The sequence below is a fragment of the Acinetobacter sp. V91_7 genome, from assembly GCF_031799075.1.
GTDB classification, from domain to species: Bacteria; Pseudomonadota; Gammaproteobacteria; order Pseudomonadales; family Moraxellaceae; genus Acinetobacter; species Acinetobacter calcoaceticus.
The window spans coordinates 89,994-107,237 of sequence record NZ_JAVQNT010000029.1; the positions used below are offsets into that span (position 1 = coordinate 89,994).

12 protein-coding genes and 2 pseudogenes are annotated in these 17,244 nt (G+C 39.0%); 5 read left to right on the forward strand and 9 right to left on the reverse strand.

The genetic code is table 11. From position 1 onward, the window contains the following. Positions 1-55: 55 nt before the first annotated feature. The 4 genes and pseudogenes from RMB03_RS21055 to RMB03_RS04935 all read right to left on the reverse strand — a co-directional run. A pseudogene (locus RMB03_RS21055) lies at positions 56-148 on the reverse strand (hypothetical protein); the annotation flags it as partial. Positions 149-1,061: 913 nt separating this feature from the next. Beyond that, the gene (phoR, locus tag RMB03_RS04925; protein WP_003654168.1) at positions 1,062-2,420 is read right to left on the reverse strand and encodes a phosphate regulon sensor histidine kinase PhoR; all 1,359 of its coding nucleotides are present in this window, start codon (positions 2,418-2,420) and stop codon (positions 1,062-1,064) included. A 9-nt stretch (positions 2,421-2,429) separates the two neighbouring features. After that, entirely contained in the window at positions 2,430-3,140 is a 711-nt protein-coding gene (gene phoB / locus RMB03_RS04930) for a phosphate regulon transcriptional regulator PhoB (RefSeq protein ID WP_003654166.1), read from the reverse strand. Between the two features lie 254 nt (positions 3,141-3,394). After that, positions 3,395-4,066: a TetR/AcrR family transcriptional regulator gene (locus RMB03_RS04935; RefSeq protein ID WP_003654165.1), complete on the reverse strand. Its 672-nt coding sequence runs from the start codon at positions 4,064-4,066 to the stop codon at positions 3,395-3,397. A gap of 212 nt (positions 4,067-4,278) precedes the next feature. Here RMB03_RS04935 and RMB03_RS04940 point away from each other — a divergent pair, with 212 nt between their 5' ends. After that, entirely contained in the window at positions 4,279-5,112 is an 834-nt protein-coding gene (locus RMB03_RS04940) for an SDR family NAD(P)-dependent oxidoreductase (RefSeq protein WP_311074362.1), read from the forward strand. 57 nt (positions 5,113-5,169) lie between these two features. Here the strand turns inward: RMB03_RS04940 and RMB03_RS04945 are convergent, their stop codons facing one another. The 5 genes from RMB03_RS04945 to RMB03_RS04965 all read right to left on the reverse strand — a co-directional run bounded on the left by RMB03_RS04945 (position 5,170) and on the right by RMB03_RS04965 (position 10,312). Further along, the gene (locus RMB03_RS04945; RefSeq protein ID WP_199989227.1) at positions 5,170-6,537 is read right to left on the reverse strand and encodes an MATE family efflux transporter; all 1,368 of its coding nucleotides are present in this window, start codon (positions 6,535-6,537) and stop codon (positions 5,170-5,172) included. Positions 6,538-6,643: 106 nt separating this feature from the next. Continuing rightward, entirely contained in the window at positions 6,644-7,798 is a 1,155-nt protein-coding gene (locus RMB03_RS04950; protein ID WP_311074365.1) for a pyridoxal phosphate-dependent aminotransferase, read from the reverse strand. Positions 7,799-7,825: 27 nt separating this feature from the next. Continuing rightward, complete coding sequence (locus tag RMB03_RS04955) at positions 7,826-9,136, reverse strand: DUF445 domain-containing protein (protein WP_132070649.1); 1,311 nt, start codon at positions 9,134-9,136, stop codon at positions 7,826-7,828. A 13-nt stretch (positions 9,137-9,149) separates the two neighbouring features. Next, entirely contained in the window at positions 9,150-9,713 is a 564-nt protein-coding gene (locus tag RMB03_RS04960) for a CC0125/CC1285 family lipoprotein (RefSeq protein ID WP_004640061.1), read from the reverse strand. 59 nt (positions 9,714-9,772) lie between these two features. Next, positions 9,773-10,312 carry a DUF924 family protein gene (locus tag RMB03_RS04965; RefSeq protein ID WP_017391070.1) on the reverse strand — a complete coding sequence of 180 codons (540 nt, stop codon included), beginning with the start codon at positions 10,310-10,312 and terminating at the stop codon, positions 9,773-9,775. A gap of 168 nt (positions 10,313-10,480) precedes the next feature. On the opposite strand from RMB03_RS04965, the gene gshA reads away from it, so the two are divergent. The 4 genes and pseudogenes from gshA (at position 10,481) to RMB03_RS04985 (ending at position 17,232) form a co-directional block, all read left to right on the forward strand. After that, positions 10,481-12,058: a glutamate--cysteine ligase gene (gshA, locus tag RMB03_RS04970; protein ID WP_311074371.1), complete on the forward strand. Its 1,578-nt coding sequence runs from the start codon at positions 10,481-10,483 to the stop codon at positions 12,056-12,058. Positions 12,059-12,074: 16 nt separating this feature from the next. Next, entirely contained in the window at positions 12,075-12,596 is a 522-nt protein-coding gene (locus RMB03_RS04975) for a disulfide bond formation protein B (RefSeq protein ID WP_062850310.1), read from the forward strand. Positions 12,597-12,754: 158 nt separating this feature from the next. Continuing rightward, the gene (locus tag RMB03_RS04980; RefSeq protein WP_311074374.1) at positions 12,755-15,631 is read left to right on the forward strand and encodes a type VI secretion system Vgr family protein; all 2,877 of its coding nucleotides are present in this window, start codon (positions 12,755-12,757) and stop codon (positions 15,629-15,631) included. A gap of 3 nt (positions 15,632-15,634) precedes the next feature. After that, positions 15,635-17,232 (forward strand): annotated as a pseudogene (locus tag RMB03_RS04985) (glycoside hydrolase family 19 protein). The last annotated feature ends 12 nt before the right edge of the window (positions 17,233-17,244 follow it).

The window sequence follows — 17,244 nt, forward strand, 5'->3', positions numbered from 1 at the left end:
ATGCTAAAAAAGCCGACTTTTCATGAGCCGGCTTTTTATATTTGAAGGGGTGACTTTAGGTCAGGTTATACAGTCTTTCTTTAGGGAAAACTGCATTAAAATCAGCCTTCATATTCACGTCCATTTTTGCGCCATTTTCCATCAGCACCTTTATACCAGTCTGGGGCTACAGCTGGGCCTCGTGCTCCTGAGCCTTCTCGTGACTCATCTATATAATCAATTTTATCAATGTACACGGTATCTTCTCGGCCTTCATAAACTCTGCTGCGCAACAGTATTGTACGGTGCTTCCAATCAATACTTTTAAGTTCTCCCTGTTCACAAGTTTGATTTATTGAACCACCAAAATGTCCCCAAACCATCAAATACTTGCCCATAGGGATACGTTTTAATTGATCATCAATAGTTTCTATATAAGGTTCTTCTTCAAGCGGTTCAAGCATCTCAATTTGATCAAAAGAGATTAACCGAGTTGATTCGTCTTCTATGGATACGTGAATGATTTTTTGAGTTTGATCAACCTGAAGAATTTCCACTTTTAATGCTTCTCCATCTTTCAAGACAAGAATAAAGAAATCACTTATTTCAGGATTTTCCAATATTATTTCTACTGGGTTAATAGTCATTTAAGCCTCGCTTAATTATTATGTTAGCTGTTCTTATGGATTAAGTTTTTTTGTAGCGAGTTAATAATACTAATTTTATTTAAAAATGAAAGTGATTTTTAAAACTATTAAATAATTCGTTTAAATGGTGTTTTTTATTTTAATCATTTTTTAAATTATCAATGACATTGATTATATATATTGTATAAATTGAGTGGTTTTATTTTTTTAAAGTACAGTTACTATATCTATTTCATAAATTCTAATCTATGAAATAGATATGAGAGAAAAAGGAGATTTATTAAATAACTTATATAGGCTGACTATAGGTTATATTTGATATTATCAATGACAAAAAATTAAAATCATGTCCATAATAACTTATATATACAAAATGGCTAAGTATCTTTCACTGCGTCTATTTAATATCCACCCTTTGTGTGAAATGAATACTTTTTAAGCCATGTTATATAGTCTTTCTTTAGGAAAAACCACTGTAAAAGTTGAACCTTCATTTTCTTTAGACTGCACATCTAAATAAGCGCCATGTTGCATTAATACATGCTTCACAATGGCCAAACCTAAACCTGTACCACCTGTTTGACGACTACGGTCGCTGTCAACACGATAGAAGCGTTCAGTCAGACGTGGTAAATGTTTCGGATTAATTCCAATGCCTGTGTCTTGTACACTAAAGTAGGCATGTTCACCGTCGTCATGCCAGCCAATCGTAATCGTTCCACCTTTTGGCGTGTATTTGATGGCATTGGTAATTAAGTTACTAAACGCACTGGCGATTTCCATGTCAGAACCAATCAGGTCACAGTGACTATCAATATGTAAATTGAGTGTATGTCCATAATCGGCATTGTAGGCCTGAGCATCATCAAAGAGTTGATTCATTAAACTCGGCATTTCAATAATCTGATTTTTTGCAATTTTCTTATTATTTTCTAAATTCGATAACAGTAGTAAATCATTCACCAAAGCATTCATACGTTTGGTTTGTGACTGCATTTGATCAAACGCACGTTTCCAGCGTGGACTAATATCTTCTTGATCGGTAAATGTCTCGATATAACCACTGAGTACAGTTAATGGTGTACGAAGTTCATGAGAAATATTATCTACAAAGTCTTTACGCATTTGCTCAAGGTTGTGCATACGAGTAACGTCGTAAGCCACCAATAAACGACTTTCTCCACCAAATCGTGTGAGCTTGACCTGCACATATCGGTCATCGTCAAAACTCGACTGTAGTTTAATACCGTCGGGTGCTTGATCAATATTGTTAAAATATTCAATAAAGGTCGGCTGGCGTAAAATCGTTAATAAATTTCGACCACGGTCGAGAGGGCTGATACCCAACAAACGTTCAGCAGCAGGGTTCCACCATTCAATTTTATGTTGATCATCAATGAGAACGACAGCTTCGGCAAGTGCCACTAAAGAAGACTGAGCGCGATCAATTAAACCGACCATTTCTGCTTGAACGATTCGTTCCTGACGCTGGGCACGATAAACATTAAACAATAACGCTCCCCAAATCCCATTTAGGTTTGGTGGAACGTCATAAGGTTTATTTGCAATCCAGTCATTGACCAGATAAAGCGAACGCAACTGGAGTGTAAAAAACACCACAAAGGCGATAAAAATACAGCTCCAGAAATACCCAAGGCCTAAACCGACTAAACCAGCAATAATTATAAAAAATAATAAAAGCCGTAAATCTTGTTTGGCAAACGTCCATAAACTACTGTAGCGGGAAAGCTTTTGTTCACGTACCTGTTCGGGGACGGGGTAGGGTTCATACATAAATCTTGGTTAACCTGCGGCTAAATCTGCACGTGTTGAGAAGCGGTAGCCAGTTCCACGCACGGTCTGAACAAATCGGTCAACACCAAAAGGTTCTAAAACTTTACGCAAACGACGGATGTGCACATCGATAGTTCGATCTTCGATATATACATTACCGCCCCAGACCTGATCGAGCAACTGGGCACGTGTATATGCACGCTCTGGATGGGTCATAAAAAACGCAAGTAAGCGATATTCAGTTGGGCCCATATCTAAAATACTGTCGCCAAAGCTTACACGTTGGCTCACAGGATCAAGAATTAAACCATTGGCGTCAATCATTTTTTCGCCACTTAATGCATTTGCACGACGCAGAACCGCTTTAATACGTGAAACCAGTTCACGTGTTGAGAAAGGCTTCGTCATGTAATCATCTGCGCCAGCATCAAGACCTTGTACTTTGTGGTCTTCTTCTCCGCGAGCGGTAAGCATAATTACTGGAATTTCTGCTAAGTTCTCATCACGTTTTAAGCGGCGACATAAATCGACACCACTTACGCCTCCAGGTAACATCCAATCGAGCAAGATAAGCGCCGGACGTTGGTCGACGATAATTTGATGAGCCTGTTTGGCATCTTCTGCCTGCAAACATTGAAAGCCTGCCATGTCCAAAGAAGTATGGATCATTTCACGAATAGGAAGCTCATCATCGACAATTAAAATATAGTCATCTTTCACAGCGCAATATCCTATAGATTTAACGGTGAACCGTTTTGTAGTTATGACAGGCTTATTACAAAGATTAATTATGACAATTTCATTGCAGAAAAGTCTATAAAATTGAATTTAGCAATAATTTGTGACAAAAGTAAGGCAAAGGTGTGACCGAATGATGACATGAAAGCTTAAATATTCTTAAAATCATTCAATAAGTTATCACATTCAAAGCTTAACGGGTTTTGTACATTTTAGAGTGTCAAAAAACTTTAATATTATTTTGAAACCTTGGCCAATAAAGATAAGAAAACAATGCGGCATGCGGTTAAAACCTGTTCAAGAGACTGCTCAAAGCCTCCCATGACCCATCGAATTGCAATTTGAGTGACATATCCATTTAATCCAGTTGCGATTAAAGAGAGCTCATTTTCGTTGTGTTGGATTTGCGGCATGGTCAACATAACAAATGCCTGAATCATTCGATCAAACTGTGCAAGAGTTTCTTGAATGGTGGCTTGATTATGTAATTCTTGTACCAAAACTGCGTCAACATAGACAATGCGAGCTAATCTCGGGTCGTCTTTTAATGTCGTCAGCAGTGCCCTTAAACCAGCATCGACCATTTTTTCTGGATCTGGTGTCGCTTTAATGACGGCTTGCATCAGGTTTTGCTGCAATTCTTCAATCATTTTTAAAAAGATGGTTTGAAATAAATCTTCACTCTTTTTAAATGATTCATAAAAATAACGTTCTGTGAGTTTTGCCTCTTGGCAGACATCTTTGACCGTCACGGAAAAAAAGCCGAGTGTTCCATAAGTCGCAATGCCAGCTTCAATCAGTTTTTCTCGGCGTGCCTCTTTACGTTCAGATAGAGATAACCCTTTGAACTGACGTTCTTTACTCACAGTTTTTGTTTTCTTTTTACTGGTTGAGTCGTTTGTCGCCATAAATAAGTCGTTTCCTAAAGAATGGTTTCCTAATTTATAGGTTTTAGCCAAATATGCTCACTATGATAAAGCTCTCAGCAGAATTGTGCCATTCTATCTGAAATTACAGTGTACTATATTGACAATGGATATTGTCAAAATTATATTAAAGATGTCTAAGCTGCACATGCAATGAACCGATTGTGCAAATATCGAAAAACAAAGGATGGACAATGAAAAATTTTAAAAACAAAGTCGCTGCAATTACGGGCGCAGGTTCTGGCATTGGGCAACAACTCGCAATTCTTTTGGCAAAACAGGGCTGCCATCTTTCGTTGAGTGATATTAATGAAAAAGGATTACAGCAAACCGTTGAGCTTTTAAAACCGTATAGCACGATTACTGTGACGACCAAAAAGCTTGATGTTTCTGACCGTGAAGCGGTAAAACTGTGGGCACAGGAAACCATGCAAGATCATGGTTCAGTTAACCTGATTTTCAACAACGCTGGAGTCGCTCTAGGTTCAACTGTTGAAGGTGCGACTTACGAAGATTTAGAGTGGATCGTTGGGATTAACTTCTGGGGTGTGGTGTACGGAACGAAAGAGTTCTTACCGTTCATTAAGCAAACACAAGATGGCCATATTATTAATATTTCAAGCCTATTTGGTTTAACCGCTCAACCGACTCAATCTGCTTATAACGCGACTAAATTTGCTGTTCGTGGTTTTACCGAGTCATTGCGTCAAGAGTTAGATATTGAAAAAAGTGGCGTAAGCTCTTTGTGTGTACATCCGGGTGGAATCCGCACCAATATTGCTAAATCTGCAAAAATGAGTGATAGCTTGAATAATTTGGGTATGGATCCGACTAAATCGATTCAAAATTTTGACAAGTTATTACGTACTCCACCTGAAGAGGCGGCTCGTCAAATTTTACAAGCAGTATTAAAAAATAAACGTCGTTTATTGATTGGTAGTGATGCAAAAATTCTTGATGCATTCCAGCGTGTATTCCCAACTGGATATCAACGTGCTTCTACCATTGTGACCAAGTTAATGAAATAATTTTAAAGTCAAAAAAAGCCATCAAATGATGGCTTTTTTTATAAGAATTAATTGGTTCTAAATAAGAACTTTGATCTTCTTTTTCTTCCAGATAAATTGATAATAAAGCCCTTGAATAATACATAAACTCACAAATGCCAAGGCATAGGCAACCCAGATTCCTTTAAGCCCCCACATTGAGCTAAACCAGTAAGCACATGGAATTTCAATAAATAAAATAGCAGAAATATTAATGAGCATCGGGACAGTCACAGTTCCACTGGCACGCATGATCGATGCAAAAATGGCACCCGCACCAAAGAATAAAATTGCCCAAAGCACAATAAATAAAAGTTGTTGGCCCAGTACCACCACGGTTGGGTCGGTAATGAATAAAGCCATTAAATATTTTGAAAATAGATAGCCAAGTGCAATTAAGGTACCCGTAAATAAAAAGTTCATGCCTAAGGCAGTACGAGTGACACGAGATAACAAGTCAGATTTACCTGCACCAATCGCTTGTGCAGCAAAAATTGAAGCCGCAATTGAAATAGAGATTGCAGGGAACTGAATGTAATTGAGCACCTGATTTACCGCACCATATGCTGCTGTAGCATGTGAACCATAATGGTTCACCAACCCGACAATAACCAAGCCAGCCATTGAGGTGGTAATCATTTGAATGCCGGTTGGGACGCCTAAGCGCAAAATGATTTTGCTCAGTTCTGGATTATGACGGATATGTTGCAGAAGCTGACGATTCGGCCGAAGTGGATGATTTTTCTTATTTAGATAAATCGCAAGAAAAATCAAAATAGCCACATAACCCGTGATCGTTGCAATTGCTGGAGCAATAATTCCCAGAGCTGGTAAGCCAAAATAACCTTTAAGCAATATCGGGGTAATCACTAAGCCAATTACACTGGTTAAAGCCAATGCAAGCAAAGGTGTAGTACTGTCGCCTACACCACGTAAAATTGAAGTATAGATAATATAAACAAACAGAAGCGGGCTGCCTGCCAGCATCCACTGCACATAAGGCAAAGCAAGATGCATCACCTTGGGGTCAGTGCCTAATAACTCTAAAATATCGTGGGCAAAAAACACACCAATAATTGCGGTAATTACTCCACCAATCAGTGTCATAAAGAGGGTAGAACCCACCACACTTTGGACTTTTTCAATATTTTGCGCGCCCCATGCTTGCCCTACTAAAACAGTCGTACCTGTTGAAATCCCGATAATAAAAGCGAGCAGCAAAAATAAAATAGGGAAAAAAACAGAGACGGCAGCAATTGCATCTACTCCCATCATTTGACCAACAAAGATGGTGTTAATAGTTCCGGACAAGTTCTGCAAAATATTGGTTGCAATCAGGGGGAGCAAGAAAACAAAAAATGTTTTCCATAGATTTTGCTGATGAATTAAAGACTGTCTTGGTGGCATGCATTCTCCATCGCCCATCTCTTTGATGAGCGGGGCAGATATCCAACTTAGCATAGTTAGAGCAAATGGCTTGTAGTGTTTTTACTATGCTAAGTGGCTAAATTTATTAACATTGATTCAGAATTTCTCCTGCTTTTTGCAATGTCTCATCATTTTTAGCAAAGCAGAAACGAATCAAACGCAAAGACTCCGGCGCTTGCTTGTAGAAAACCGAAACTGGGATAGCCACAATCTTATGTTGTTCTGCTAGAAACTGGCACATTTCAACATCGTTCAGGTCAGGCCGAATTTGGCTGTAATCGAGATTTTGAAAATAAGTACCTTGAGACGGTTTTAGCAAGAAACGGCTATGGTGAATCGCCTGATTAAAACGATCTCGCTTAGTTTGGTAAAACTGTGGCAGCTCTTGAATATGTTCTGGATGTTGCTCCATATATTGCGCTAGGGCAATCTGACAAGGTGTTGTGCCACAGAAATTCGCATATTGGTAAATTTGGCGGAATAAACGCATTAACTCAGGTGAAGCGACGCAATAACCTGTTTTCCAGCCTGTTACATGAAAGGTCTTTCCAAAAGAACCGATCACAAAACTACGCTCTCTGAGCTCTGGAAAATGCAATGCGCTGAAGTGTTGTTGACCATCAAAGACCAAGTGTTCATAGACTTCATCGGATAAAATCACAATGTTTTTATCTTGAATCAGTGCAATGAGTTCTAACCAATCCTGTTTATCCCAGATTGTGCCTGTTGGATTATGGGGAGTATTCACCACAATCATTCGAGTTTTGTCGTTAATCAGATCTTTAACCTGTTGCCAGTTCACTTTAAAGTCGGGTGCTTCAAGAGCGATGTGGATGGCTTTACCACCAGCTAATTGTACTGAAGGCCCATAACTGTCGTAACTTGGATCAAAAATAATAACTTCATCGCCCGCATTAATGCATGCCTGTATGGCACAAAAAATTGCAATGGTTGCGCCGGGAGTAATGGTAATTTGCGTTACAGGATCAAGTTGAAGTTGGTCGCGTTGCTTAAATTGTAAAGCAAGCTGTTCACGTAAAGCGAGAATACCATCGCCAGGTGGATATTGATTATGCCCAGCCAACGTCGCCTGAGATAAGGCTTCCAGTAAGGCCTGTGGTGCCGGAAAATCTGGAAAACCTTGTGACAGGTTGAGTGCACCTAGTCGATGTGCCATTGCCGTCATGGTGCTAAAAATAGTCACGCCTTGAGTGGCCAATTTTGACTGAAGCTGTAGCATATTGTTCTCTTATAAAAATATTTAAAGTTATAAAATTGATTCAATCACTGCCCGAATTACACCGAGTGTTAAACCAATAAATGCCCCGACTACAACGCCGTTCACACGGATCATATGTAAGTCGCCACCGACTTCGTTTTCAATTTTTCCAATCATTTCGCGCGAATCCCATTCATGAATGCGTTCGCTGACATAGCGTATGATTTTATGGCTATATTGATCTGTAAAAGTCAGCGCAAGGCCTGTCATTTCTTTGTTCAACACTTCACGTACTTTGGCATTTTGAACAAGATTTTCACCGAGTTGCTGAATAGCAGCCCGAAGGTTCATTGCAATACCTGAGTCTTTTTTCATTAAATCTTCTTTAATGGCATCACACAAAATGGTGACAGCACCACTGATGAAATTTAGGACTTGCGGGCTGTCTAAAAGAGCATCTTTACCGCTGTTTAGGCGTTGGCTGGCAGCACTGTCTGGTTTTGCCAGCTCTAGCATGAGTGAGTGGGCAATGGTTTCAATTTCTTGTCGCCATGGGTGTTCAGGGTCTGCCAGCATCGATTCTACTTTTTCAACGAGTGAGTCGATGGTGCGTTGTTGAACATCAATACCAATCCAGCTTGCGCCTTTTGCAAGTGACCAGACACCAAGTGCTTTAAACATTTTTCGAGTTAATTCACGAGTTTTATCTGGGTTTTGTACCACCCATTCATGGGCGATATCGAGACCACGCTGTAAAACGTCTTGGTGGAAATCATTTTCCAATACCGCGCGGAGCATTTCACTTGCGAGTTTATTGACTTCGGTATTACGCACCCATTGCACACTATTGTTTTGCACAAAGTTGGCAATTTGATCTTGGCTAACAAACTCAAAAATTTTCGGAACAGTTTGCTGAATAAGCTGTACCACTTGCGTATTGTTTTGTGGACTTGCTAACCATTGACCAATTGCGAGGCTTAAGTCAGTTTTTTCTAAGCTTCGCTCTACCACTTGAGGCGAAAGAAAATTTTCCTGTACAAAACGGCCCATTGACTCTGCAATGCGTGCTTTGTTGCGTGGAATAATCTCTGTGTGGTCCCTTAAAAACTTAGGAATCGGTAACTTACCAAATGGGTTCCGAAATAGAACTGTAATCGCGTACCAGTCGGCTAAACCACCTACCACGCCGGCTTCAGCCCCTAACATTAAAATATGAATAAAACCTGTGTACTCTGGCAGAAAACGGTCGGCTACCATCAGTGCAACCCACAGCACAACGACAATAATAAGCGCTAGAGTGGCAAAATATTTGCTACGTTTAAGACTGGGCACGTGGTGGACTTCTTCTGCCATGTTCATAAATTTATCCTATTCATTTTTGTTTTACTGGAGGCTCAGGCGGTGGCAACAGCTCTCCTGTCGGACTCAATCCATATTTTTGTCCGATTGATTTCAAGATCAAGGTTGCATCAAAAGCATCCTGAGGAGCTTGCTTCTGATCCCGATAACATTCAATAGTATACGACACTTGAACAGGATCGATATTGACCACTTGTGGGTAATCATAGAACGGATCATGCCAGAAACCCGGGTAACGACGACCATAACCATATGGGTAAAAACTTGGAGCTGATGGGTAAACCACGGCTTGACGTGGCGGTTTCTGACTTTGATTACTTGGATCATTTTGCACTTTAAAAAAGCGGAAACCTTTTTGTACCGTCGTTTGTGCTGATTTTACCAAAGTGATTTCTTCAGCTGCGCCATAGCTCATATTCGGGTCTGCTTGAAAACTAATCCGAAAAGTTTGGGCATTTAAAGGATATGCTGAAAACTGACCAAGCTGATCAAAGGTTCTTGGTTTACTTGGCGTTGTTGCACAAGCAGTTAGAGTTAAGGCAGTGCCTAAGGCTAAACAAAGAGAGAGATATTTCATGATGAACTCCCAGCTAAGCATTAAAAAATAAATGACTCAGCGTTAAAAATTAAGAAGTTTTAAAAACTACTGTTTGGTTCTAATAAAAATTCGGTTTCCTCTGGAGTGGAGACACGTCCTAGAATCGCATTGCGATGAGGATAACGACCAAAGCGATCGATAATCACTTTATGCTTTTTCTCAAAGCTTAAATTAATTTCATTGCCGAGGCGTTGAAATAGTTTTAACGCAAACTCATGGATCAATTTTGATTCACTATGCATAAACGGCATATATAAAAAAGAGCGTTGCTCTGGATTAAGCTGTGCATCTAATTGCAAGCTAATCGCTTCTTGTGCCAAAGCTAAAGCAAGGCTGTCGTAAGCAAAAGATTGTGGTTGATCACGATAAATGTTGCGAGAAAACTGGTCTAGTACAATAATCTCTGCCAGACGGCCTTCAGCCGTTTTTCGCCAAGACCAGAGTTCTGCTTGAGTTGCCTGTCGATGAACGTCAGAAAAATTTTCACGAATTTTTTTGTCAAAATCATCACTTTTTGCAAACCAAAGTGAACGGTGTTCAGGTGAAAACCAGAAGTTTAAAATGTCTTGATCGTTCATGATATTGACAACTCTTTAGCAATTATTCTTCAATAAAATCACAATTCTTTCGTGTCTTAAATAACAAGATTGTGATAAAAATTGCCAAACTGGAATGATGTGATTATATAAGTAACCGTATCATCTCACGATTTTGTATATAGTGATCTTTAATAAGCGAGCAAATGCATGAGTCAACCCACTACACCATCTCAATCAGTTATTCCTGCTTGGGTGGATTCGTCGCTACTACAAGGCATGTTACGTGGAATAGAGCGTGAAAGCCTACGTATGCAAAGTAATGGGTTCTTATCGCAAGAGTTACATCCAAAAGCATTAGGTTCAGCTTTAACACATCCGCAAATTACGACTGATTATTCAGAAGCATTAATGGAGTTTATTACTTCTCCAAAGCCAACCATTGGTGAAGCTTTACATGAGCTCACAGATATTCATGCGGTTGTGCATCGTCATTTAGAAAATGGTGAAAAACTTTGGCCGCTGTCTATGCCATGCATGTTAGATGACAATGAAGAACGAATTCGTCTAGCACAATACGGCACTTCTAATATTGGCCGTTTTAAAACACTATATCGCCGTGGGTTAGGAATTCGTTATGGTCGTCGTATGCAGACGATCTCAGGTGTGCATTACAATTTATCTTTTCCAGATACACTTTTTGCCGAGCTACAAGCTCATGAAACTGACGAACAATTAAAATCATTAAGTTTGCAGGATTATCGTAGCCATCGTTATTTTGGTCTTATTCGTAATTTTATCCGTTTAACGCCACTGGTTATGTTTTTGGTGGGTGCGAGCCCAACGGTATGTCGTTGTTTCTTGACCGGACATAAACATCAGTTGTTGCCTTTAATCAAAGGTTCATACTATTTACCGTATGCTACAGCTTTACGTATGGGGCGATTGGGTTATCAAAACTCAGCCCAAAAAAGCTTAGGTATTCATTATAACAATTTGACTGGCTATTTGGATGGTTTACAAAAAGCCGTTCATTCTCCTTACCCACCATTTAGCCGTTTAGGGTTAAATGATGCCGCTGGTGAGCCGTTGCAAATTAATGATCATGTTTTGCAGATCGAGAATGAATATTACAGTCTCGTACGTCCAAAACAGGTGCCTCAAGCGGGTGAAACGCCGTCTCAAGCCTTGAAAAATCGAGGAGTGGGTTATGTTGAACTACGTGCTGTTGATGTAAACCCATATTCGTCAATTGGCGTTGATGAAACGACGGCTGGCTTCCTTGAAGTGTTAGCACTTTATTGCTTGTTAAGTGATAGCCCAGATCTGTTAGGCCCTGAGCAAGATTTGATTGAAAAGAACCAGACTGAAGTGGTGAATCGTGGCCGAGCGCCGAATGCAACCATTACAGATTTAAACGGGTCTTATCACATCGAAGATTGGGCACGTTTGTATATTGCTCAGATGCAAGGTTGTGCGCAGTTACTCGATCAGACCTATGCAACAGAGCTGTATGGTTCTGCATTAGCGATCATGCAAGCACGAATTGATGAAGTTGATGAAACTTTGTCAGCCCATGTTATTGACGATACGTTAAAGCATGGTGGAACTTGGAGTTTTGGTAGCCACATGGCCCAGTTACATGCTGAAAGTTATGAACAGCATGAGCTTAGTGTGGAAACCTTGAAACATTTTGAGCAATTGGCTGCACAATCTTTACAGCAGCAAGAACAACTTGAGCAAGATACTCAGGTCAGTTTTGACCAATATCTTGAACAATATCGATAATAAAATGAGGTTTTACATGCGATTAAGTTACCGTTTGGTGAGTGGACTACTTGTTTTAGCAAGTATTGTCGGCATGTCTTTTGCGTTGTATCTGGAACATGTAAAAGGTTTGGAGCCATGTCCGCTCTGTATTTTTCAACGTGTTGGCTTAATGGCAATGGGCCTTGTAGCACTGATTGCATTTTTGCATAACCCTGTTTCCAATGCGGTTAAACGCTTTTACGCATTTTTGGCTGGCATCGCAATTTTATGGTCAGTGGGTGTAGCAGGGCGTCATGTCTGGCTACAACATTTACCACCTGATCAAGTACCAAGCTGTGGTCCAGGTTTAAACTATTTAGTTGATGCCTTACCAATGAAAACAGTTTTACAGGAAGTCTTGTCAGGTTCAGGTGAATGTGCAGCAATTGACTGGACCTTTTTAGGTCAGTCTTTACCAGTTTGGTCATTGGTCTATTTCATTTTGCTATTACTCGTATGTTTATGGCAATTGTTCCGCTTCTATCCAGTGTTTAAGACCGCTAAAAAAAGAGTTTAAATAGATTAAAAAAAGCCCAACATAATGTTGGGCTTTTTTTATTGTTTTAGAATTAATCAAAATATAAAAAAATGAATTGAAAAAAAGCATAATGATATAGACAGATAGTTCTGTTTTTTATAAAGTGCAGCCGTTTTATATCCTTATGATTATAAAAAATGTTTTTTAATATCTTTAATGTTTTGGAAAAAATAGGATTAAGTGCACAGAAACGCGCGATCCACGTGCAATTTTCTAATGAATTGCTTAATCACCAAGTTTTTTTACAACGTATAGAAGGCCAACATCAGCTAAATGGGGGAATTGAAGCTGAGTTAATTTGCCTTTCGACGAGTGCCCAAATTGCATTGAAGCAGTTTATAGGCGTTCAGGTTGCTGTTGATCAGGTTACAGATTCTGGCCAATTGTTTCGAACTACAGGAATTGTGACTGAAGCCAGTTATGGGCAAAGTGATGGCGCTTTAACGCTTTATAAATTGACCTTAAAAGACGCGACAAATTTATGGCATAAACGCCGTAATAGTCGTGTTTTTATGAATAAAAGTATTGTAGAAATTACCGAAGTTCTATTCAAAGAGTGGCAAGAAAAAAGTCCACTTTTTGCGACAAGTTTAAGCCTAGACCTGAGTGGGTTAAGCCAGAGTTATGATACTCGCCCATTTATCATGCAGCATAATGAATCCGACTATGACTTTCTTACGCGTTTATGGCGAAGTGAAGGTGTTAGTTGGCTAATTGATGAATCAGAGCTTTTTGTTCCTCATTTTACTGCTCCAGTACAGGCCCAAAAGCTTAGATTAATTGATGATAATAACCAGTACCAAGCTTTAGCACGCCGTAGCATTCGCTATCACCGCAGTAGTGCGACAGAATATCAAGATAGTATTACAGGGTTTGTTGCGGTGCGGAGTTTGCAGCCGACTGCGGTACATGTGCAACGCTGGCAGCCCGATGCCTTAGCACAAGAAGAAGGCGCTGGTTCCGTCATCACGACCCATACACATTCAGATAACTTTGATTCAGCGAGTTTAAGCCTTGAGCAAGCATGGCACATGAGTCCTGCTTGGATGCAAGATTTAAAAGGTGAGGATCAGGCTACTGCTTCAACTAGTAATCAGCTAGAGAAACTGAATCAGCAATTTAATGACATGTATGCCAGTCAGGCCAAATACTTCAAAGCTTATAGCAGTGTTCGAGATAGCCAAGTCGGCTATTGGTTTAATCTCCGAGAGCATCCTGAAGTTGATCAACATGAAGGGGTTGATCAAGAGTTCCTGATTATCGCTAAAAATTTCTACAACCAAAACAATTTACCTAAAGACTTACATCAGCAAGTTAGTCAGTTACTAACCCAAAGTCGATGGGACAAACACGGTTATGACGATATTGAGCGTCAAGGTAATGAGCTGACTTTAATTCGCCGTCAAATCAAAACGACACCTGAATATAATCCAGAACAGCATCGTCCGATTGCCTACCCACAAAGAGCGAAAGTCGTGGGACCAGAGGGAGAAACCATTCATGTCGATGAATGGGGGCGCATTAAGGTCCATTTTCTGTTTACCCGTAGTGATGATCATGGCCATGATGGTGGCGCAGGTAGCAATGACAATGATACCGACTCGGCTTGGGTCGATGTACTGACTCCGTGGGCGGGTGAAGGTTATGGAGCACGCTTCTTGCCGCGTATTGGTGAAGTAGTGGTCATTGACTTCTTTGATGGCAATATTGATCGTCCATTTGTGACGGGACGAATCCATGAAGCACAGCGTTCACCAACCAAGTTTGATGTGAAAGGACAGCTTCCCGATACTAAAAAACTGAGTGGTATTCGTAGTCAGGAAGTTAGTGGCAGTGGGTTTAACCAATTACGATTTGATGACACAACAGGGCAAATCAGTACCCAACTACAAAGTAGCCATGCAGCAACACAGCTGAATTTAGGTAATTTAAGCCATCCTAAAGAGCAGGCGACTAGCCAAGGTCGTGGAGAAGGTTTTGAGTTGAGAACAGATGCTTGGGGAGCCGTGCGTGCAGGTAGTGGCTTATATATTACTACGTATAAACAAGATCAAGCGCAAGGACATCACCTTGATGCGAATGAAACCAAACAGCAACTTGAAGGCGGGTTAAACAATAGCAAAGCTCTAAGTGAAGTTGCTAAAAATCAGCAGACAGATCCGTTGGAAGTTCTTGATCATTTAAAAACCTTTTTAAATCAGATTGAACAGCAAGACAAAGATAAAGCTGCTGCATTTAAACAAGCGATTATGGTATTAAGTGCGCCAAATAGTATAGCGGTTGCAAGTAATGAAGACATTCATCTGAGTGCAGATGGACAGATTAGCCAAATTGCTGGTGATAGTATTAACCTGAGTACTCAAAAGAATTTGATTGCTCATGCCCAAAATAAGATAAGTTTTTTTGCAGCTCAAGATGGAGCAAGAATGTATGCGGGTAAGGGCAAAATCGAGTTACAAGCACAAAGTGATGGTACGGATATCATTGCACGAAAAGGAATACAGATTATTTCAACAGAAGATAGAATCGAAATAATTAGCCCAAAAGAAATTATACTCACTGCGGACGGTTCACAACTCAAGATTAATGGTTCAGGTATTTTCCCAGTAACTGGAGGCAAGCTGGAGGTTAAGGCCGGTCAGCATTTATTTATGAGTGGCGCAAATATTGTTGTTCCCAAGATAAGTTTACCCACTATAAAAACACCTTTTAGTAATAAAATTAACTATAACTGGAATATAAATTCGGAAGGTAAAAAAGAACTATTTATTATAAATAAAAAGAACACTAGCCTTATAAAAACTTATAAAAATGAGCTTGATAAGAAAAATAATTTAAGTTCATTACGGTTTTATACACCAGAAGAAGCAGACTTTACTGCAATGATTTTTAATTCGGATTATATTCAGTTAAAGCAAAATATGCCTGATAGTGAAAATATTGATGAGCTTTTAGAAGAAACACTTTTGTATGACGAAGAAAATGATGACGTCTATACAGAAGAGGAGTTTTGATTAATGAGTAAATTAGTCACTATTACTACTAAGTTTTATGATAAATCTGGAAAGCAGATTATTAACTTAAATGTACAATCTAGATATAAAGATTCATTAAATGCTAATAGCCAAAAAACAAATAATTTGGGTTTGTTTGTTTTTCAGGCCTCACCAAATAGAACTGTTGAAATATTAGCAAAACCTCCTAATCAAAAAGATTATACAGTATTTAAAACGTTAAACTCTTCTATTCATTCCTCAGAAAAAAATCCTATTAAAGTCCAGTTGCCAAAAACAATTGATGAATATAAACAACTAAAGCAATCCAGATCAACCAAAGGAATTGTAAGCACTTTTTTTAAAATTGTTGATATGAATGGAAAAGTTATGAAAAACTTTCCTGTTCAATCACGACCAAAAGGTAAAGGAAATTCACCCGATAAATATACAAATGATGAAGGCATAGTAGAAGTATGCTCATCACCTAATAGAGATATAGAGGTCTTAGTATTAACATCAAATGATACATTTGTTTTAAAAAGTTCAATAAACTCTGCTAACGGTAGTTCCCAACCAACTTTTATTAAATTAGATGAGCCTTATGAAAAGTTTAAAAGTGCATCTACGATTAAAATTTTAGATCGAGATGGAAGTGACTACATTGTAGAAAAAACTAATGTGGAAATGTTAGTTGTAGAGAATGGTAAAAACAGCTTTTTAGTATATCGAATGGAAAATTACCATTACAAAGCATGGTAGGGCAGAAACTAGAATTTACGGTGTATAAGCCTGATGGTAAGCCTTTAAAGACACAAGCCTATATGGCAACACGAGTCAAAAACAACCCTGTTGAGTTCCATCTGGATGTAGATATAACAAAAGGCAGTACGGCACAGAATGATCCAGAGATTAATAAAAAAGTTAAAGTTGATATATTAATTACAATGGACCAAATGAAAAAAATGTGGCCAAAAGCTTCTACTACAAAAATGCAACCAATTTTAGATGAACTAAATAGCGATTTAAGTGGCTATAAATTGGATACTAGATTGAGACAAGCCCATTTTATGGCTCAAGTTAGACAAGAAGTTGGTAGCTCTTTTTCATTGAGAGAGCAAGTGGAATATATGGGACCAACAGCATTGAAACAAATAGGCTATTACAGAACTCATCATGCACAAGCAGATATTGATGGATATAAAAGAGGGCAGGGACCAGCAAATGGAGAAGTAATTGCTAATCGTATGTATGACGATAATTATCGTAGCGCTAAATATAAATTAGGTAATACTTCTCTTGGTGATGGTTGGAAATATTTAGGAAGAGGATTAAAACAATTAACAGGGAAGAATAATTATCAAGATCTAACTAATATGTACTCAACTATATGGCCGGGAGAGAAAGTTGATTTTGTGAAGAATCCTGAATTAATTGAACAACCTAAATATGCGGTTAGATCTGCTATTAGATTTTGGTTGAAATTTAAGCTTTATGATGTTGCTGATAGAGGAGCTAATGGAGAACAGGTAGACGCTATCACAAAAGTAATTAATGAAGCTACAAACTCATATGCTGACCGCCGAGCACATTTTGTTCAGGCAAGAAAGATTTTTATTTAATATAGTGTTTAT